This window comes from Ekhidna sp. (genome assembly GCF_963691765.1).
Lineage (GTDB): Bacteria > Bacteroidota > Bacteroidia > Cytophagales > Cyclobacteriaceae > Ekhidna.
The window spans coordinates 3,144,351-3,165,318 of the sequence record NZ_OY829375.1 but is presented as its reverse complement, the minus strand read 5'-3'; the positions used below and the strand labels follow the sequence as shown (position 1 = coordinate 3,165,318).

Annotated in this window: 15 protein-coding genes; 12 read left to right on the top strand and 3 right to left on the bottom strand. The window is 39.6% G+C overall.

Annotated elements, in window-relative coordinates:
• Positions 1-39: 39 nt before the first annotated feature.
• From ACY650_RS14265 to ACY650_RS14220, 10 genes are all read left to right on the top strand, one after another.
• Positions 40-1,266, top strand: coding sequence for a M20/M25/M40 family metallo-hydrolase (locus ACY650_RS14265; protein WP_462248312.1), 1,227 nt, complete (start codon positions 40-42; stop codon positions 1,264-1,266).
• A 67-nt stretch (positions 1,267-1,333) separates the two neighbouring features.
• Positions 1,334-2,578: an NHL repeat-containing protein gene (locus ACY650_RS14260; protein ID WP_462248311.1), complete on the top strand. Its 1,245-nt coding sequence runs from the start codon at positions 1,334-1,336 to the stop codon at positions 2,576-2,578.
• Between the two features lie 33 nt (positions 2,579-2,611).
• Positions 2,612-2,935 (top strand): YciI family protein, encoded by a 324-nt coding sequence (locus ACY650_RS14255; RefSeq protein WP_462248310.1) that lies wholly within the window; start codon positions 2,612-2,614, stop codon positions 2,933-2,935.
• Positions 2,936-3,133: 198 nt separating this feature from the next.
• Entirely contained in the window at positions 3,134-4,384 is a 1,251-nt protein-coding gene (locus ACY650_RS14250) for a hypothetical protein (RefSeq protein ID WP_462248309.1), read from the top strand.
• A gap of 45 nt (positions 4,385-4,429) precedes the next feature.
• Complete coding sequence (locus ACY650_RS14245) at positions 4,430-6,862, top strand: ABC transporter permease (protein WP_462248308.1); 2,433 nt, start codon at positions 4,430-4,432, stop codon at positions 6,860-6,862.
• 170 nt (positions 6,863-7,032) lie between these two features.
• Positions 7,033-11,265: a DNA polymerase III subunit alpha gene (gene dnaE, locus ACY650_RS14240; RefSeq protein ID WP_462248307.1), complete on the top strand. Its 4,233-nt coding sequence runs from the start codon at positions 7,033-7,035 to the stop codon at positions 11,263-11,265.
• 100 nt (positions 11,266-11,365) lie between these two features.
• Positions 11,366-11,689, top strand: coding sequence for a thioredoxin (gene trxA, locus ACY650_RS14235; RefSeq protein ID WP_462248306.1), 324 nt, complete (start codon positions 11,366-11,368; stop codon positions 11,687-11,689).
• Positions 11,690-11,796: 107 nt separating this feature from the next.
• Positions 11,797-12,159 carry a VOC family protein gene (locus ACY650_RS14230; protein ID WP_462248305.1) on the top strand — a complete coding sequence of 121 codons (363 nt, stop codon included), beginning with the start codon at positions 11,797-11,799 and terminating at the stop codon, positions 12,157-12,159.
• Between the two features lies 1 nt (position 12,160).
• A complete protein-coding gene (locus ACY650_RS14225) occupies positions 12,161-12,880 on the top strand; it encodes a sulfotransferase-like domain-containing protein (RefSeq protein ID WP_462248304.1) in 720 nt (239 codons plus the stop codon).
• Between the two features lie 14 nt (positions 12,881-12,894).
• Positions 12,895-13,794, top strand: coding sequence for an aminotransferase class IV (locus ACY650_RS14220; RefSeq protein ID WP_462248303.1), 900 nt, complete (start codon positions 12,895-12,897; stop codon positions 13,792-13,794).
• A 1-nt stretch (position 13,795) separates the two neighbouring features.
• Here the strand turns inward: ACY650_RS14220 and ACY650_RS14215 are convergent, their stop codons facing one another.
• Together ACY650_RS14215 and ACY650_RS14210 are read right to left on the bottom strand one after the other, a co-directional pair.
• The gene (locus ACY650_RS14215) at positions 13,796-14,539 is read right to left on the bottom strand and encodes an MBL fold metallo-hydrolase (protein WP_462248302.1); all 744 of its coding nucleotides are present in this window, start codon (positions 14,537-14,539) and stop codon (positions 13,796-13,798) included.
• A 102-nt stretch (positions 14,540-14,641) separates the two neighbouring features.
• The gene (locus ACY650_RS14210; RefSeq protein WP_462248301.1) at positions 14,642-15,076 is read right to left on the bottom strand and encodes a peptidylprolyl isomerase; all 435 of its coding nucleotides are present in this window, start codon (positions 15,074-15,076) and stop codon (positions 14,642-14,644) included.
• Positions 15,077-15,530: 454 nt separating this feature from the next.
• Between ACY650_RS14210 and ACY650_RS14205 the strand changes: the two genes are divergently transcribed.
• Complete coding sequence (locus ACY650_RS14205) at positions 15,531-17,912, top strand: ABC transporter permease (RefSeq protein ID WP_462248300.1); 2,382 nt, start codon at positions 15,531-15,533, stop codon at positions 17,910-17,912.
• 48 nt (positions 17,913-17,960) lie between these two features.
• Here ACY650_RS14205 and ACY650_RS14200 read toward each other — a convergent pair whose 3' ends face one another.
• Positions 17,961-20,123 (bottom strand): glutamine synthetase III family protein, encoded by a 2,163-nt coding sequence (locus tag ACY650_RS14200; RefSeq protein ID WP_462248299.1) that lies wholly within the window; start codon positions 20,121-20,123, stop codon positions 17,961-17,963.
• A 136-nt stretch (positions 20,124-20,259) separates the two neighbouring features.
• On the opposite strand from ACY650_RS14200, the gene ACY650_RS14195 reads away from it, so the two are divergent.
• The gene (locus ACY650_RS14195; RefSeq protein WP_462248298.1) at positions 20,260-20,958 is read left to right on the top strand and encodes a 16S rRNA (uracil(1498)-N(3))-methyltransferase; all 699 of its coding nucleotides are present in this window, start codon (positions 20,260-20,262) and stop codon (positions 20,956-20,958) included.
• Positions 20,959-20,968: the final 10 nt, after the last annotated feature.

Sequence of the window (20,968 nt, the reverse complement as noted above, 5' to 3'; positions counted from 1 at the left end):
TTGGTATCTTTATTACTACTAATCTAATCAGAAATAGCTATGAAGAAGTACCTAGTAATCATCCTTTTAAGTGCTGTTTTATTCAATTGCCAACAGGAAGCACCTTATGATCCAATCAGTCAAATAAGAGAAGACATACGCATTCTAGCCAGTGATTCATTGGCAGGAAGAGAAGTGGGGACTGAAGGAGAAAAAATGGCAGCTGATTACATTGTTGGTGAATTTAATAAAGCAAACCTCAAGCCTGCGGGTACAGAAGGATTTTACCAATCATTCTTTGTAAATGACCCTGATAATCCTCATGCACAGCCTTCTTCGGAAAGCGGTCAAAATGGAATTACAGGGTACAATGTCATTGGAATGATTGACAATCCTGGAGATGAACTAGTCGTAATAGGCGCACATTATGATCACTTGGGGATGGGTGACTTTGGGTCTTTGTATCGTGGGGAAAGAGCAATCCACAACGGTGCAGATGACAATGCAAGCGGGGTAGCTGCGATGTTGCATTTAGCTAGAGTACTTTCTAAGAAAAATCTCCAAAGAGATATTGTATTCTTTGGGATAACAGGTGAAGAAAAAGGGCTCTGGGGTTCAAGCTATTACGCGAAGAACCCGACCATTGATCTGACTAAGGTCAACTTTATGATCAATATGGACATGGTTGGGAGACTTGAAAGAGAAAAAGGTCTTGCAGTGAATGGGACAGGCACCTCTCCTATTTGGAATTGGCTCTTAGATGAAGTGAATGGGGACAGCATTAAGCTCATCAAAAGCGAGTCTGGTATTGGGCCATCTGACCAAACTTCATTTTACCTTCAAGATATTCCAGTACTTCATTTCTTTTCAGGACAGCACGAAGATTATCATAAGCCAGGCGACGATACAGAAAAACTAAATTTTGAAGGAATTCTATATATAGCAACTATGATCGAAGACATGATTACCCTTATGGATGATGATGAGAAAATAGCATTTACTAAGACGAAGGATTCTTCCAGCAATGTAATATTCTCAGTAACACTTGGCGTTGTTCCAGACTATATGTTTGATGGCAGCGGCATGCGAATTGACGGCGTTAGCGAAGACAAGCCTGCGATTAAAGCTGGCATTCAAAAAGGTGATGTTGTTATTCAATTGGGAGATAGTACAGTTTCGGATATGATGAGCTACATGCGAGCGTTGTCTTCCTTTGAGAAGGGTGATAAAACCAAAGTTATTATCGATCGAAACGGAGAAAGCCTCGAATTTAATATTGAGTTTTAATCATTTTTACAATTGGCTAGTGGTAAATTAAAGTTGGTCTGTTGTGGGTAATATAATAGACAAGATCATGCGAAGAACACTATATTTTTTACTCACTATTTGCACATTAAGTATCTCAGCACAAGGATTGAGAGAACTTTATCAAGAAGGGGTAAAAGCTTACGAAGAGGAGAATTATGAGCTTTTTACTAACAAGATGCTCGCAATCGATGCGATGAGACCAAATTATCCAGCAGTTGTATACAATATTGCCGCAGGATATGCGCTGACAGATCAACCAACAATGGCGCTAGAGGTTTTAAATAAGTACATCCTAATGGATGCTACGCGAGATTTCACCCAAGACAAAGACTTTAATTCTATCAAAGAATTGCCCGCCTTTGTGAGTATTCAAGAACGTCAAAAAGAGCTTACTGCTACACTAGGGCTTTCAAAATCAATGGAGTATTCCGTTTATGAATCACACCCAGAATCAATTACCTATTCGAATAAGCAAAAAGCCTTTTTCATTGGGGGTGTAAGAGATGGTAACATTTGGAAAATAGAGGACGGTAAAGAGCCACAACTATGGGCAGAATCTGTAAAAAACTCATGGTCTGTAATGGGGCTAGAGGTCTCATCTGACGAAAAGACCTTATGGGTTTGTACTTCATCAATGACTTACTATGAAGCCTATGACCAAAGTGAGGAAGGTTTTGCCAGCGTACTGAAGTATGACATCAAAAATGGAAAGCTTCTAGAGACCTATGCACTTCCCGGAGGACACAATTTTGGAGACCTTATTTCGGATAAGAAAGGCAACATCTACATCTCAGATGGTACTGCTAATATCTTGTATAGGATATCTGAGGAAAAAGGCAAGCTTGAAACTTACCTCGACCTGTCGGAAAAAGTGTTTAACCTTCAAGGTTTAAGCTTAGATGAAAAAAGAAATGTGATGTATCTCAGCGACTATATTGACGGCATTTACCGACTTGATCTTTCTACCAAAGCACTAGAAAAACTAGAAATCAAAGCTGAGGATATCCTTATTAAAGGAATAGATGGCCTCTACTATTACGATAACACGCTTTTAGGCCTTCATAACGGTACAAATCCAAATCGTGTAGTTAGATATACATTGGCCGAAGATGGAAAAAGCATTACCGGCAAACAAGTTATTGCCCAGGGAGGTCAGTTAGGAGAACCAACGCAGGGAGTCTGGTTAAATGGTGAGTTCTATTTCATCATGAATAGTCCTTGGGGTGCCTATGATCGGGATGGTAATTTCGAACCATCGGTAGAAAAACTAAATATTGGAGTTATTAAATAGTCCATTCACTCTAGTTTTATTCGTCTAACGCATATGAAAGAATTCTTAATCTTAATTGCTGCAGACAATAAACGTGGTCTTTCTCAATCTGAGGAACAACATTGTATTCAAGAGTATGGTAAATGGGCCGCTCAATTAGCAGAAAAACACATTACCGCCAGACGTCTATCGTTAGATGAAGGAGTTTTAGTACCTAAAAAAAACTCTTTGACAACAGATGGACCTTTTATTGAAGCAAAAGAGTTGATAGCAGGCATAGTTTTGATAGAAGCAGATTCAATTACTAAAGCAAAAGAGGTGGCTTCTGCTTGCCCTCTAAACGAATATTTTCATTTGTATGTGAAAGAGACTAACTGATTATTAGTCTCTTTCACTTTTTTTCATTTCCATCATAAGGCTAGCTAAAAGCTAATATTCGTGCAACCTTGAATAAAATTTGCACGTTGTACTATGCATTAACAAGTACCATACAATACAATTATTGTAAACCTTTGGTGCAACCTTTTGTCTTTAGGATGCATCAAACCACTAAAGGAAACCTAAACTCAACAACTTATGACACGACTAATGAATTACCTTAAACTTACCGGAACAGTCTTCGGTACCATGCTTTTTCTATGCGTACAAGCGCAGGATGACGGTTTTATCTATGGAAAAGTGACTACAGAAGATGGTGACACCTACGAAGGACCACTTCGATGGGGAAAAGAGGAAGTGTATTGGACAGACATGTTTAATGCTTCTAAAAAAGAAAATAAAAATTTGGACTATCTATCTAACAGAGAGCTGGATGAGCTTGAAGACAGATACGACGAAAACCGAAATAACATTGTATCCAGATTTGTAAATATTACATGGGATGACAACAATGAAGGTCGATTCGTACACGAATTTTCCACACAATTTGGCAATTTAAAATCCTTAGAAATCAGATCTAACGATCGTGTAGAGGTAGAATTAAAGAATGGAGATTATATCAGAGTAGATGGTAGCGGATACAATGATGTAGGAGCTAAAATCACTATTCTGGATAAAGAATTAGGTAAGGTGAGACTTTCTTGGGGCAACTTGGAGAGAATCGATTTCCTACCTACCCCATCGAACCTTGATCAGAAATTCGGAGAACCACTTTATGGCACTGTTGTATGTGATCTAGGTGAATTTACAGGCTATGTTCAGTGGGATCACGACGAGCGTGTAGGTACGGACATTTTGGACGGCGAAGAAGATGGAGATGATTACGAAATCGCGTTTGATAAAATTAAATCCATCGAAAAAGATGGTTATAGCAGCAGCCTTGTTGAGCTTAAATCAGGGCGCACATTGGATTTAAGAGGAACTAACGATGTTGATGACGACAATAAGGGAATTATCGTAACGGTTAAAGGACTAGGCCGTGTCGATATTGACTGGGATGAATTCGACAAAGTTACCTTCAAAGATGCGCCAGGCAGCGGTCCATCTTACGACTCTTTCGGCTCGCCGAAAAAGATGAAAGGTACTGTTGAAGTTGACAATGGTGATACGCATACAGGTGACATCATTTATGACCTTGACGAGGAGTACACGTTCGAATTGTTGAATGGAGAAGATGATGATGTGAAATTCATTATTCCTTTCAGCAATATCAAAGAGATTACTCCAAGAGGTTCGTACTCAGCTAACGTAATCTTACAGGACGGAAGCAAGCTAAATTTAGAAGATGGACAGGATGTTACTAAGAAAAACCTGGGAATCTTAATAAAGACTAATGGTGATCGGGTATACGTTCCATGGGACAGAGTGGATAAGATCACTCTTCAATAACATACGGACTAGGACTACCAACTCAAAGGACAAAAACTCAAAATCATGCTTAAGAACTACTTTAATGTTGCCTTACGCAACCTGTTTAAACATAAGTTTTATTCGCTAATCAACATTCTGGGATTGTCAATAGGTTTAACCTGTTTCTTGATGATCTCCCTCTATGTGGTCGATGAACTTAGCTATGACTCCTTCCATTCAGATTCAGAACGCATCTACCGGATGGATTTTAGCGGAAACATCAATGGATCAGAGTTCATTACAGCTTTAGCAAGTGCTCCGGCAGGGCCAACCATGCCTCAAGAGTTTCCAGAAGTTGAGGAAGCTACTAGGCTAAGAGGCACCGGAAACTGGACAGTAAGAAGAAAAGAAGAAGACAATGCTTATAACGAAGAGAATATAATCTTCGCTGATGCGAACTTCTTCACCTTCTGGGATTTCAATTTAATCAGTGGGGATCCAAACACATGTCTTGAGAGACCAAACACACTCGTTATCAATGAAACAACAGCCAAAAAAATCTTTGGGGATGATGATCCACTGGGTCAAATTGTAGTTTTAGATAATGACGAAGATTGGGAGATCACCGGTGTTTATCAGGATATTCCTTCAAACTCACACTTTAGTTTTGACATACTTCTAAGTATGGAAAGCACTGAAGAATCAAAACAAAAATTTTGGATGAGTTTCAACTTCAACACCTATTTAAAGTTGCAAGAGGGATTTGATCCAGCTGTGCTTGAAGCCAAATTTCCAGATCTTATTCAGAAGTACATTGGTCCTGAAATCCAGCAATTTATGGGAGCTTCCATGGAAGAGTTCTATGAAGCTGGAAACAGCGCAGGATTCTTTCTATTTCCATTAAATGACATTCATCTTTACTCAGATAAGCTCGGAGATATTGGCGCAAATGGAGACTACAAATATGTATTGATATTCACAGCAATTGCACTTTTCATCTTGATACTTGCTTGTATCAATTTCATGAACCTATCTACCGCCCGTTCGGCAGGAAGGGCAAAAGAAGTTGGCGTGAGAAAAGTAATGGGTGCTTACAAAAGCCAGTTGAGAAAGCAGTTTTTAACGGAAGCTTTCCTGATCACTTTGATCTCAATTCTGATAGCTTATGGACTGTCATTTTTACTTCTGGACCAATTCAACACTTTGGCTGACAAGTCTATGGAGTTCAACAACCTGTTGTCATTCACCTTCATACTAATAATGATAGGAGTCCTAATAGTTGTTGGATTTTTAGCTGGAAGCTACCCGGCATTTTTCCTATCTAAGTTCCGACCTGTAGAGGTTTTAAAAGGCAAGTTAAATCTAGGTCTTAAAGGTGGAGGATTGAGAAGCACTTTGGTAGTGTTACAGTTCTGCGTAAGTATCATTATGATCATTGGGACTGCAATTGTGTATCAGCAATTGTCATATATACAAAACAAGAAGTTAGGTTTTTCAAAAGACCATGTGCTATTGGTACACAACCCATGGATGATGGGAGATAAGTCAGAATCCTATAAGAATGAAGTTATTCAAAACACCAATATTCTTTCGGGGACCTTGTCTGGATTTCTACCTGTACCTAGCAATAACAACAATAATTTGTGGTTTCCGGGAGCTAATCCAACGAAAGATGAAAGCTACGTATTTAGTGAATTTAGAATTGATCACGATTACCTAAGTACACTCGATATTGAAATTAAGGAAGGCCGAGATTTTTCTCGTGACTTCCCTAGCGATAGTAGTGCAATAATCATTAATGAAGCAGCCGCAATCAGATTAGGCTGGAGTGAACCATTAAACATGAAGCTATCCTCTTATGGAGGCAGTCAAGAGAATCCTATTGTCGAAACGTATAATGTGATTGGAGTTGTGAAAGACTTCCATTTCCAAAATCTTAGAAATACGATCCAACCGTTGGTATTTCAATTGAGCACAAGTAGAGGATTTCTTTCTTTGAAAATCAAGACTGAAAACATTCCTGCTACCATAGACTTTTTGAAAGAAAAATGGGTTGAGTTTGCACCAGGACAGCCATTCGAATATAGCTTCTTGGACGAGAGATTCAATGAAATGTATGAAAGTGAGCAAAAGCTTGGAAACATCTTTGGCGTATTTGCTTTCCTTGCAATTTTCATCGCATGTTTAGGTTTATATGGACTTGCAGCCTTTACAGCAGAGCAACGAAGAAAAGAAATTGGAGTACGCAAAGTATTGGGTGCTTCAATCATGAGCATCATTACTTTACTCTCAAAAGAATTCTTGAAGCTTGTAGGCATAGCTTTCATTATTGCTGCCCCTATCTCCTACTATTTCATGAAAGGATGGCTCGCAGATTTTGAAAATAGAACGAACATAAACTTTTTGGTTTTTTTATTGGCTGGAATAGTCGCTCTGGTGATTGCATGGGTCACCATGAGCTTCCAGTCATGGAACGCAGCAAGAGTCAATCCTGCGAGTTCCTTAAAAGACGAATGATTTCACCTACTCTACTACTAAGCTCATCCAATTTTTGGGTGAGCTTTTTTTATGATCATCGCGGATATCAACAAGTTATCCACAGTGCAGATTATTAACTCATTTTTTGGCACTTCATCGCGTGGCTTTGTGTTATTTTGATAAATTATTTCAGAATTTAAGCCGCCCCTATGTACCTGATTTTTGATACTGAAACTACTGGCCTTCCTCACAATAAATCGGCACCTGTTGAGGAACTAGATAATTGGCCCAGATTAGTTCAGATCGCATGGCAGCTGCATGATCACTCTGGTAAATTACTCTCCACTGGTAATCACATCATTAAACCCGAAGGTTTTACCATCCCATTCAACGCTGAGAAAATACATGGTATTTCCACTAAGCGCGCATTAGAGGTAGGAGAAGATCTCTCAGAAGTACTGGATATATTTTCTGAGGACGTCAAAAAAGCTGAGGTTTTAGTAGGGCACAATATTGAGTTTGACAATAAAATTATTGGTGCTGAATACCTTCGGACTGAAAAACAAAACCTACTTGCGGACGCCAAAAACATAGACACCGCACTAGATACCAAAGAGTATTGCCAACTACAAGGAGGAATTGGAGGAAGGTTAAAGTCTCCCAAACTCATAGAGCTTTATGAGAAACTTTTTGGAGAGCCATTTGCGGATGCACACGATGCAGCATACGATGTGGACGCAACGGCTAAGGCATTTTTTGAATGCCTGAAGCGCTCGATTATCCCTACAATCGACGATACCAAACCCGATGATATCACCTATGAGGCTCCAGACCTTGATGCTGCAAATTTTGCTATAAAAAGAGAGGCCTCAAGTGGGAAGATTGGAAATGAAGAAGTTAAGGCTGAAGACATCAAAGGGGCCTATGTGCACTTACACGGTCATTCTCAGTTTTCAGTACTTCAAGCAACTCCAGATGTCGGAGCTATTGTAGCTAAAGCAAAAGAATATGATATGCCGGCTGTTGCAATGACAGATTTAGGCAACATGTTTGGCGCATTCAAATTTGTGAAAGCTGCCAAAGGTGCCGGAATAAAGCCTATCATTGGTTGCGAGTTTTATGTGGCTGAAGAAAGATTGAAGCTTCAGTTTACCAAAGACAACCCTGATAAGCGATTCAAGCAGTTATTACTTGCAAAATCTAAAAAGGGATATGAAAATCTAATCAAGCTCACTTCAATTGCATACAAGGAAGGAAACTACGGACTTTTCCCGAGAATAGATAAGGCACTCATCGAAGAATATAAAGAAGATATTATTGCTTTGAGTGGTAGTCTCGGAGGTGAAATCCCTCACCTCATTTTGAATGTTGGAGAGACGCAAGCTGAAGAGGCTGTACTTTATTGGAAGAATCTTTTTGGAGATGACTTCTATTTCGAGATCAATCGTCACGGATTAGAAGAGGAAAACAGGCTCAATGAGATACTTGTTGATTTTGCCAAAAAGCATAATATCAAGCTAGTAGCTGCGAATGAGTTTTTCTATCTAGATAAAGAGGAGGCCAAAGCGCACGATGTACTGATATGCATCAAAGAAAACGAAAAGCAAAGCACTCCAATAGGAAGAGGTCGCGGATTTAGACCTGGCTTGCCAAACGACAATTACTATTTCAAGACGCAGCAGGAAATGAAAGAATCATTCGGAGATATCCCGGATGCGATAGAAAACATTTCTGAGCTAATTGACAAAATTGAAGAGTACAGCCTGGAAAGAGATGTACTTCTTCCAGCTTTTGACATCCCAGAAGAATTTGTAGACGCAGAAGATGAAAAAGATGGAGGCAAACGTGGTGAAAATGCTTACTTAAGACATCTCACCTACCAAGGTGCTGAATCTCGATACGACGAAATCACTGATGACATTCGCGAGCGAATAGATTTTGAGCTAGACACCATTGCCAACACTGGATATCCTGGCTACTTTTTGATTGTACAAGACTTTACCGCCAAAGCTCGTGAAATGGGTGTATCGGTAGGTCCAGGCCGTGGATCTGCAGCAGGTTCGGCAGTAGCCTATTGTATTGGAATAACTAATGTAGATCCAATCGCCTATGATCTTCTATTTGAGCGTTTCCTTAACCCAGATCGTGTATCACTCCCCGATATTGATATTGATTTCGATAATGAAGGACGTGAAAAAGTGATCAACTATGTGATTGATAAGTACGGCAAAGATCAAGTCGCACAAATAATCACTTATGGTACGATGGCTCCCAAATCCGCAATTAGGGATGCGGGGCGTGTAATGGAATTGCCTCTACCTGAAACCGATGCGATTGCCAAATTGGTACCTGAACAACCTGGAACAAAGTTCTCGAAGGTTTTTGATGAGGTAAAAGAACTTGAAGACCTTAAGAAAGGAAAAGACCTACCATCGCAAGTGCTCAATCAGGCAGTCGTTCTTGAAGGTTCTTTGAGAAACACTGGAGTCCATGCGTGTGGAGTAATCATCACTCCTGATGATATGAGCAAATTTGTTCCTCTTGCCAAGCAGAAGGATTCAGACATGATGGTAACCCAATTCGACAACAGCGTTGTCGAATCTGCCGGGATGCTAAAAATGGACTTCTTGGGCCTAAGGACACTTTCAATCATCAAAACGGCGGTCGAAAACGTCGAGAAAAGACATGGGATAAAAATCGATATTGACAATATCCCACTGGATGATCAAAAGACCTACGAACTATATCAGAGGGGTGAAACAAATGGAACCTTCCAATTTGAGTCTCCTGGGATGCAAAAGCATTTGCGTGCCTTAAAGCCCGATAAGTTTGAAGATTTGATTGCCATGAATGCACTCTACCGGCCGGGTCCGATGGAGTACATTCCTAACTTTATCGCTAGGAAGCATGGTAAAGAACAGATCAGCTACGATGTCCCTGCGATGGAGGAATACCTTGCCGAGACGTACGGAATTACCGTCTATCAAGAGCAAGTAATGCTTCTTTCTCAATCCTTAGCTGGGTTCACCAAAGGTGAAGCAGACGTATTACGAAAGGCGATGGGTAAGAAGAAGCGTGACGTACTTGATGAAATGAAGCCAAAATTCATCGAGCAGGCTAAAGAGAAAGGACACCCGGAAGATAAGCTAGATAAAATATGGACAGACTGGGAGGCTTTTGCTGCATATGCATTCAACAAGTCACACAGTACTTGTTATTCCGTAGTTGCTTACCATACTGGTTACTTAAAAGCCAACTACCCAGCTGAGTATATGGCCTCTGTGCTTACGCACAATCAAAGTAACATTGATAAGGTAAGCTTCTTTATGGAGGAGTGTAAAAACCGTGGAATTAAAGTGTTGGGTCCCCATGTAAATGAATCTGCAAAAGACTTTGCTGTAAACGTTGATGGCGAAATTCGATTTGGTATGGGTGCTATCAAGGGAACAGGAGAATCAGCAGTACAAGCAATTATAGAAGAGCGCGATGCGAATGGCCATTTTAAAGATATTTTCGACTTTGCCAAACGCGTAAACCTAAGAACAGTAAACAAGAAATCATTCGAAAGTCTTGCTAAAGCAGGTGGATTTGATTGTTTTGATGAATTCCATCGTCGACAATATGTAGAGCCGGATGATGAGGGTTCTTCCTTGATTGAAAAATCGATCCGATATGCAAACAGGATGCAGGAAGAAGAAGCTAGCAATCAGTCATCACTTTTTGGCGGAGCATCTGGTTCAGATATCACAAAACCCAAAGTTGGTCGCATTGAACCATATGGAGACATTGAGAAGTTGAACATTGAGAAGGAAATGGTAGGTCTCTATATTTCTGGTCACCCTTTAAATGAATTCAAATTTGAAATGGATCACCTGACGAATTCAGGCATTCATCAGCTTTCCGAACCGGAAAAAATGCAGGGTAGAGAAATTCGAATTGGTGGAATTGTAAGTGATGTGCAGCATCGAACTTCCAAAAAAGGCAATCCTTTCGGTCAGTTTACGCTTGAAGACTTCAACGATAACCACACCTTCTATCTCTTTTCTCAGGATTACTTAAAATTTAAGCCTATGCTTGAAAAGGGCTGGTTTCTGTATTTGACAGGAAACGTTCAAAACCGATGGAATAGTGAAGAACTGGAGTTCAAGATTCAGAACATTGAACATCTGAGTGAAATAAGAGAGAAAATGACGAGAGGTTTAGAACTAAAAATGAGACTTGAAGACGTCAATGCAGTAGTTGTAGACGAGGTTGAACGCATTGCTGAAAAGTTTCCGGGAAAATCATTATTAAAAATGTCACTTGTCGGAGTCTATGAGAACAGGGCTATAAACCTTGAAATGTTGAGCCGAAAATTCACCATAGAGCCCACAGATGAGCTTATTAAGGAACTTGAGACTATTGAGGAACTTCGTTACAGAGTGTTACTTCAAAAGAACTAATTGTCAAGGCAACAACAAAGCATCATTTTATCAATAGAGAATAAACTATTCAAATTACTTTTGTGTTGGAAACACAAGCAATCAAAAATTTCAATATACAATGGCAAAAGCAGTAGAAATAACGGATAGCAACTTTGAAGATATCATCAATTCGGATCAGCCGGTATTAGTTGATTTCTGGGCAGAGTGGTGCGGTCCATGTAAAATGATCGGTCCTGTAGTAGAAGAACTAGCGGGAGATTTTGAAGGTAAAGCAGTAATCGGTAAAGTAGATGTGGATGCAAATCCAGAAGTGTCTGCTAAGTTCGGAATCCGATCTATCCCAACATTGTTGGTATTTAAGAACGGAGAAATCGTTGACAAACAAATCGGTGCAGTTCCTAAAACTGTACTTAGCGATAAGCTTACTGCTCAAATGGCATAAATGATAGTATCATAAAATAAAGCCTCGTCTGGATTCAGTCGAGGCTTTTTTATTTGATAACTAAAACAGCTTTTGGACGTACTTTTTAAAGTAAACGAATCGTTCACATGAAGCTATTTTCCCACTCCTCTACTATTCTTCCAGTTATAGACCCACAAGCATCAGCTGAATACTATCGTGATGTCCTTGGTTTTTCAATTTCATTTCTATGGGAAGACCCTCCCTCCTATGCAGTAATCAATCGAGACGATGCGGTTGGCATCCATTTTACGAAGCACGACAATTTTAAACTCTCAGAAAGTGCCCCAGCAATCTACATTTTCGTGCACGATCCTGATGCCCTCTATGAGGAGTATCAGCGCTCAGGTGCTAAAATTGTGGAGCCCATAAATGACACAGAATATAAAATGCGAGAGTTTGTGGTAGAAGACATAAATGGATATATATTGGTCTTAGGAAAAGGAATTTAACATGATCATAAACCTAATCTCAGGCCCAAGAAATATTTCAACGGCCTTAATGTATTCGTTTGCTCAGCATTCGAAGATTAAAGTCATAGATGAGCCGTTTTATGCACACTACCTCGTGCACACAGGAATCAATCACCCGGGTAGGGACGAAACGATCGCGAGCATGTCTGAGGATGCAAATCAGGTGATTGAAGAAATCAAAGCACTTGAAGAGGTTCACGAAATTGTTTTCGTAAAAAACATGGCTCATCATCACGAAGGTTTGGATTGGAATTACCTTAAAGACTGGCATAACGTATTCCTTATTAGAGATCCCAAACAACTAATCGCATCCTTTGCTCAAGTAATACCTGAACCTACTATGCAAGATATTGGGCTCAAGCACGAAGCAGACTTACTAGATTTCATTGATGAGCATGGTGCGCATGATTCGATTGTCATTGACTCAAATGATATATTGAAAGACCCAGAAAAAGGCTTATCTGATCTGTTTCAAAAACTCAGCATTCCATTTGAAAAAGGGATGTTGTCATGGGAAAAAGGCCCCATCCCAGAAGATGGCACTTGGGCTAAGTATTGGTATAAGAATGTTCATGGCTCTACTGGCTTTGCAAAACAAAAGACCAGCGAAAGACCTTTGCCTGATCAATGCAAATCACTGTACGAAAACGCATTGCCCTTCTATGAAAAACTTAAGAACTATATTCACGGGGCCAAATAAATTAATACAGATCCATGCTTCAGAAATACAACCCTAAAAACGAGAATATACAAGTTTGGGTAGGTGATCGCCTATACCATAGAAATGATGCAAAAGTCTCTGTTTTTGACAGTACTGTGCAAGGTGGTGATGCAGTTTGGGAAGGCTCCAGGTTATATAAAGAAGGTGTATTGCATTTAGACAAACACATTGATCGTCTTTTTGCTTCTGCCAAGGCTCTAGCCTTCGAACACATTCCTTCTCGCGAATTTGTAAAAGACGCAATTAAACAAACGCTTGAAGCCAATGGAATGACGGAAGATACCTTGATGAGGATCACATTGAGTCGAGGAGAAAAAATCACTTCAGGGATGGACCCTCGATTAAATCAAAAAGGAAGCTGTCTAATAATTCTTGCTGAGTGGAAGCCTTTGGTTTATGACAATGATTCCGGAATTCGAGTGATCACCTCTACTCAAAGAAGAAATGGGCCTCAATTTTTGGATAGCAAAATCCATCATAACAACCTACTCAACAATATTCTTGCTAAGATCCAGGCCAATTTTGCTGGTGTGGATGCCGGCGTAATGCTGGATGAAAGAGGTTTTGTCGCTGAACTTAACGATACCAATTTATTTATGGTCAGAGATGGAATTCTATATACTCCTTACGCTAATGCGTGCTTACACGGAATCACCAGAGGATTTGTAATAGAACTCGCTCGTAAGAATAACATCCCAGTTGAAGAACGGAATTTGAGTCTTGTGGAATTTTATAATGCAGACGAAGTATTTGCTACAGGTACCATGGGAGAATTAACACCTGTCAAAGAAATTGATGGACGTCAGATTGAAAATAAATCCGGATCAGCTATCAGAAAGCAGTTGAATGAACTTATGTCACAGAGCTTGGAAAGCCATTGTGTAAAACTGTGAGTTAATTTGGATACCAACTCCTCAGCCTAACTTCGGTAGAAACAGCTGCTTCTACTTGATTTTTAAAAGACTCAACATCACTTAAACCACCCTTTCCTCGGTAGTGATATGGGTATACAATTGTGGGCTTGAATTCAATAACCGCACTTGCTGCCTGATCAACATCCATGGTGTATGGTAAATTCATGCATACAAAGGCAACATCAATATTCTTCAAGTTTCTCATTTCCGGGATATCCTCAGTATCTCCAGAAATGTAGATACGCTTTCCACCAATGGATAAAACATAGCCATTTCCTCTCCCCTTTGTATGCCTGGAATCAGGCGTTTCAGGCAGGTTATACATTGGAACAGCCAAGATTTCCAAATCCTCAAATACAACAGTCTGCCCATTTGCTATAGCCATCGATCTGCTTTTCATCGCATCTGGCAGCTTGTTCTTGACTGCTTGAGGAACAATAAAAGTTGATCGTTCAGTATTTAATCCATCGAGTGTCTTTTGGTTGAGGTGGTCACCATGAATATCAGTGATTAAAATCAAACTAGGGCTCTTTATTCCAGCAAACTTTTCTGCTCCTCCATACGGATCAATGTATACGGTTTGATCGTTCCATGAAAGCACTAAAGATCCATGAAGTATCGGCTGAATAATTACATCCCCATTTGAAGTACTAATGGTATCTATCTGTCCATTAGAATCAAACGTAATTAAGGCTAGTAGGAATAGGACGGTCAATTTTTTCATAGCTTTCTATTCTTTGGAGTAATAACCCAAACCTAAGAAAGTTGTTTATTTCAAACAAAAAAGGCTCGCAATGCGAGCCTTCATATTTTTGTTCGAATTATTCTACTCACCAATCACAACCTTTTCCATCACATCATCTTCTCTGATCTGATCAATGACATCTAAGCCATCGACTACTTTTCCAAAAACGGTGTGATTGCGATCAAGGTGCGCAGTATTATCTCTATTGTGACAGATAAAGAATTGTGAGCCACCAGTATTTCTTCCAGCATGAGCCATTGACAAAACGCCACGATCATGATATTGATTATCACCATCTAGCTCACAATCTATTTGGTATCCAGGACCTCCAGTACCATCTCCTTTTGGACATCCTCCTTGAATCACGAAATTTGGTATTACGCGATGAAAGGTTAATCCATCGTAATATCCATCATTTGCAAGATCAATAAAGTTCTTTACTGTATTTGGAGCATCTTCCTCGAAGAATTCGATTTTCATCACTCCTTTTTTAGTGTGTATTTCAGCTGTTTTCATAGGCAGCAAAATTAAATTGTAACTGACACAAAATAAAAAAGGCAGCCTATCCCAGACTGCCAAAAAGCTATCGAAACCTCGATAGCCGCCTTAGGTAAGCTTTCGTAAATAATTACAATTCAATTGTTAGCTGGAAGTGAACAGAGCAATTCGAATAAGACATTCAACAACATCAATTAATAACGTCACGATAGCTGCACCATTTAAGCACCCCAAAATTCTACAGATATCCATGTACATAAGGATTTTGCAGGTATACTAGTCGTAAGCATTGCACTATCTTCTCAAAGGACCTTTTATCAAATACTCTAACTATTTCGCAACAAAAACTGGATGTAATCGCTATATCAATAGGTCAAAAATCTAAGTGTTAAATATTCTTAATAGATGTGAAGAACAGAAGCTAAGGGTACGCAATTGGTTAACTTGACCATGTCACAAACTCTAAACACCTATGCTAAAGAACTATTTTCTGGTGGCGATCCGCCACCTTAAACGCCAGCCTGGCTATGCTTTATTGAATATTTTAGGACTAACAATAGGGATAGCTTCTGCACTACTCATCGTACTGTATCTCAATCAAGAGACGAACTACGATACACACAACACTAATGCATCCAACGTATATCGGATTTGTGCTGATATCAGCGAACCCGATAATGCTTTTCGATGGGCTACCAGTCAAGCACCTCTTGCAAATGCTGTAAAAACGGAATTTCAGGAAGTGAATGAATCCACGCGGTTTGCCGGCGCCGGAACTACACGTTTTCGGCACAACGATATTCTCTATGAAGCGGAGGATCTTTTCCTCGTAGACTCCACAGTGTTCAATGTCTTCACTTTCGACTTTGTGCAAGGTGATCCAAAAACAGCACTTGCAGCTCCAAATAGCATGGTAATGAATGAGAGCTTAGCAAAGCGAATATTTAAAGGTGAAAACCCTATGGATCAAGTAGTTGAGACAGAACGTTTCTCTTACAAGGTGACGGGAGTATACAAAGACCTACCTGTGACTTCTCACATCCGACCAGATGCAATGGTATCATTCAGTACCAATGAGCAATATGCAAATTCTCAAAGCTGGGGTGGATTTGGTCTTTACACATACATCGTACTCAATGATGGAGTAGACCCAGCTTTAGTTGAAAAGCGTCTCAATGATGAAATCATAGAAAAGTATGTCGCTACTATCTTCGATCAGTTTGATATTAAAATCAAGTATGAACTCATCAATATCCTTGACATCCACTTATACTCGGATTTTGAAGGTGAACCTACTGCACTAGGAAATATAGATTACGTCTACATATTCCTTGCTGTGGCTGTTTTCCTTGTATTGATTGCTTGTATCAACTACATGAACCTGGCAACGGCTCGGTCCATGAGAAGGTCATTGGAAGTAGGAATAAGAAAGGTAATGGGAGCATTTCGAGGTGCATTGATCAGACAATTTATCATTGAGTCTGTACTTATTGCACTGGTGTCTATGCTCATCAGTATTATCTTATTAATAATCCTTGTACCAGTCATTAATGCGCAAGTTGGAACGACCCTTCTCCTTAGTGATTTACTTTCCCAAAACATTGTTTTGGCTCTCTTGGGCATTTTAGTTTTTACCGGACTCATTAGTGGTTCCTATCCTGCGTTCTACTTATCTGGATTCAGTCCAATAAAAGCCATTAAAGGTGGCTCAGGAAGCAAGCGCACAGGTAACGTTTGGATTAGAAGAGTACTAGTAGGCCTTCAATTTTCAATATCGATGTTTATGCTCATAGGCACGTTGGTTATTTATCAACAAATGCAATTTGTACGTAATGCAGATCTTGGGTTTAACAAAGATCAGGTAGTCAATTTCACACTCAATCGAAATTCGAGCGAAAAGTGGGATACCTTCAGAAACCAACTACTTCAAAACCCAAACATCTCAGATGCCTCTACTGCTACCACCATACCTGGAAACGGCTTTGGTAAAAATGTCATGCAAGTTGAAACGAACGAAGGCGTAATGGAAGATTACGGAGTAGATTGGTACGGCGTTGATTATGATTATGTGAGTGTTTTGGGAATAGAAATGGTTGAAGGCAGAGGATTTTCAAGAGATTTTACAAGCGATACGGCGACTGCTGTCCTTATAAATGAATCAATGGTGAATCGAATGGGATGGGACAATCCTATCGGGATGCGCTTCCAATTTGATCAGGACAGTACAGTTTTTCATAAAGTAATTGGTGTGATGAAAGATTTTCATCAACGATCACTATATAACCCCATCGCTGCAATCATGATTTTCCCTAGCTTAAACAATAGGCAGGCGATGGTGAAGATAGGTGGCAACCTTGAAGAAGGATTGGCACACATGGAAACTACCTGGGCAGAGCTCTTCCCAAATACACCACTTGAATATCAATTTTTGGATCAAAATTTCCTGCAGGCCTATGATAGCGATAAACTTAGAGGACAGCTATTCTTGGGATTTGCCTTGATGATGATTATCATTTCTGGTCTTGGATTGTTGGGGCTTGCTTCCTTCACTGCAGAACAGCGAACTAAAGAAATCAGTGTAAGAAAAGTACTTGGCGCAGATGTACGAGGGCTGGTTTTACTACTTGTGAAAGATTTTATCTGGCTTGTACTAGTTGGCGCTGTCCCTGCCTTCATTATTGGATACCGCATCATGAACAATTGGCTGAGCGATTTCGAGTATCATACAGAAATCGATTTCATGCTTTTTATAGCAGTACTGATTACAGTTGGAGTTTTCGTCATGCTCACTACAGGCTTTCAAGCATATAAAGCAGCTACAGTTAATCCATCCGAAAATTTAAAATATGAGTAAATGAAAAAGCCCCAACTATTGTTGGGGCTTTTTACTTATTTATAAATTCTATCGAAGAAACAAAAGTTCTCTATACTTTGGCAGTGGCCAATCCTCGTCATCAACCAACAGCTCAAGCTTATCAACCGCATATCGCAGCGATTCAAAATACTTACCCTTCACATTGTCACAATATTCGAATGATCGCTCACGAATGTCATCAATCTTATTGATTCGCTTACGCTCTTCAGTCATCTCATGAGTAAGTCTTCGTACATTGTTGATATGAGTAGATACTTCTTCAATTGTCTTCTTAATTTCAGTAGCATCTAATCCAAGTTCTGTAAGTCCTTTAGCATTCTCAATAAGCTTCGTTTGATATTTTGTAGCTGTAGGGATAATCATATTGCTAGAAATGTCTCCCATCATTCTCGCCTCAATTTGAACCTTCATGATGTAGTTTTCTAAACGTATTTCATGCCTCGCCTCAATCTCTACTTTGGTCATTATTTTATGCTTTTCGTAGAGTTTTATTGCCTTATCAGAAATGGAGAAATCCAGTGCTTTTGGAGTTGCAGGTTCGTTTGAAAGCTTGCGTTTTGCAGCTTCCTTCACCCATTCATCAGAATATCCATCGCCCTCAAATCGAACTGGCTTAGACTCTTTGATGTAATCACGCAATACATCGATAATGGCTAATCGCTTTTCTCTTCCTCCATCAATCAACTTATTCACCTTCTTGTAGAAGTCACTCAACTGCTCTGCCATTATTGCATTCAATACCATCATTGGATCCGAAACGTTGGCGTCTGATCCTACAGCCCTGAATTCAAATTTATTTCCTGTGAACGCGAATGGAGAAGTTCTATTTCTATCTGTGTTGTCAAGGATGATTGAAGGAATCTGATCGATTCCGAGTTTCATGTATAGGTTATCACCTTTCTCAACCATTATATCTCCTGATTGCTCAAGCTTATCAAGAACCTTTGTTAAGGTAGATCCAATAAACACCGAAATAATTGCCGGAGGTGCTTCGTTTGCTCCCAGTCTAAAGTCATTTCCTGCAGATGCAATACTTGCTCTAAGCATATCCGCGTGCTCGTGAACGGCCTTAATTGTGGTAACAAAAAACGTCAAGAAAAGAAGGTTGTCTTTCGCACTGCTGCTTGGTTGATACAAATTGACTCCTGTATCAGTAACCAAAGACCAGTTGTTGTGCTTTCCACTTCCATTCAATTCAGCGAAAGGTTTTTCATGAAATAACACTTTTAAGTTATGCTTGTTAGCAACTTTCTCCATCACATCTTTGAGTAACTGATTTTGATCAGTTGCTTCATTTACTGCACCATACATTGGCGCTGCTTCATATTGTGCTGGAGCTACCTCATTGTGTCTTGTCATCAAAGGAATTCCCAACTTGTGTGCCTCAATCTCATAGTCTTTCATGAAATCATAAACACGTGTAGGAATAGATCCGAAGTAGTGATCATCTAACTGTTGACCTCTAGCAGGGTTGTGCCCAAAGAGTGTTCTTCCGCCCATTACTAAATCAGGTCTCGCACTATATAATGCTTTGTCTACGACGAAGTATTCTTGCTCCCATCCTAGTGAGGCATTTACTTTGGAAACATTTCTATCAAATAATCGACAAACTTTCACAGCAGCATTGTCAACTGCCTCTAACGCTTTTAGAAGTGGCGCCTTATGATCTAACGCCTCACCTGTGTAAGCAACGAAGATTGTTGGGATACACAATGTTTTTCCATAGATGAAGATTGGTGATGAAGGATCCCAAGCGGTATATCCTCTAGCTTCGAATGTACTTCTTATTCCACCGTTTGGAAATGAAGATGCATCTGGCTCTTGTTGTACCAATGCTTCCGCTTTGAAATTTTCAATCCCCTTACTTGGATCAAAAAATGAATCGTGCTTTTCTGCAGTCGCTCCGGTTAAAGGTTGAAACCAGTGCGTGTAGTGAGTCACCCCTCTTTCCATTGCCCAATTCTTAACAGCAGCAGCTACAGCATCGGCTGTTTCAATGTCAATTTTCTTTCTGTTTTTGATTGATTCAGTCACTCTCTTGAATACGTCAGGTGATAGAGTTGACTGCATCTGAGCCTTGGTAAAGGCCATTTCTCCGAAATAATCAGAGATGCGTTTCGAAGGTGCTTGAACGTCTACCTTCTCTCTTTTTTGAACTAAATTAAGCGCTTGGTGTCTTAGTTGTGCCATGGTTTATAGATTTCAACAATTTAGATACCCAAAATTATCCATTTTTTGCATATTGATAAATAATTGGTTCATTTTTTAACCAAATTTTAATACAAATACGCAAAATCTTATTTTTTAAGTATGATTTTTAACTGAAATGACGATTTTTTATCAAAAAACACTCAAAGAAGGTGTTAACACGTTACCTGAAGAGGAATCCAAACACTGTGCCCAAGTCCTCAGGCATCAAAACGGTGATGAAATCTTGGTTTTTGATGGGAATGGAGGAATACACCGTTCAATTTTGACCCAAGTTTCGAAAAAATCGTGTGTTTATGAGATTACTGAATCAAAATATGAACCAAAAAAGAAATTCAGCATTCACCTGGCAATTGCACCAACAAAAAATGCTGATCGCATGGAGTGGTTAATTGAAAAACTTTCTGAGATCGGAGTGGATGAGGTGAGCTTTATTCAAACAAAACATAGCGAACGAAAGAAGATGAGACTAGATCGTCTAGAAAAGAAGGCCGTGAGCGCAATGAAGCAATCTGGGAATCCATTTCTTTTAAAAATCAACGAATTGATTTCTTTCGATCAATTCTTATCAAAAGATCAGTCATCTATTAAACTAATCGCACATGTAGACGATTCTCATACGTATGCGTCAGATTCCATTCAAGCAAATGAGTCTGTTACTATTTTGATTGGTCCAGAAGGTGATTTTAGCCTGGAAGAGGTAGCAAAAGCAAAAGAAGCAGGATTTAAAGCTGTGTCACTTGGACAAAATACCCTTAGAACAGAAACAGCAGGCTTCGTAGCCTGCTGTTATATTAATAATGCTAATAAGTTTTAACTAAGCTTGG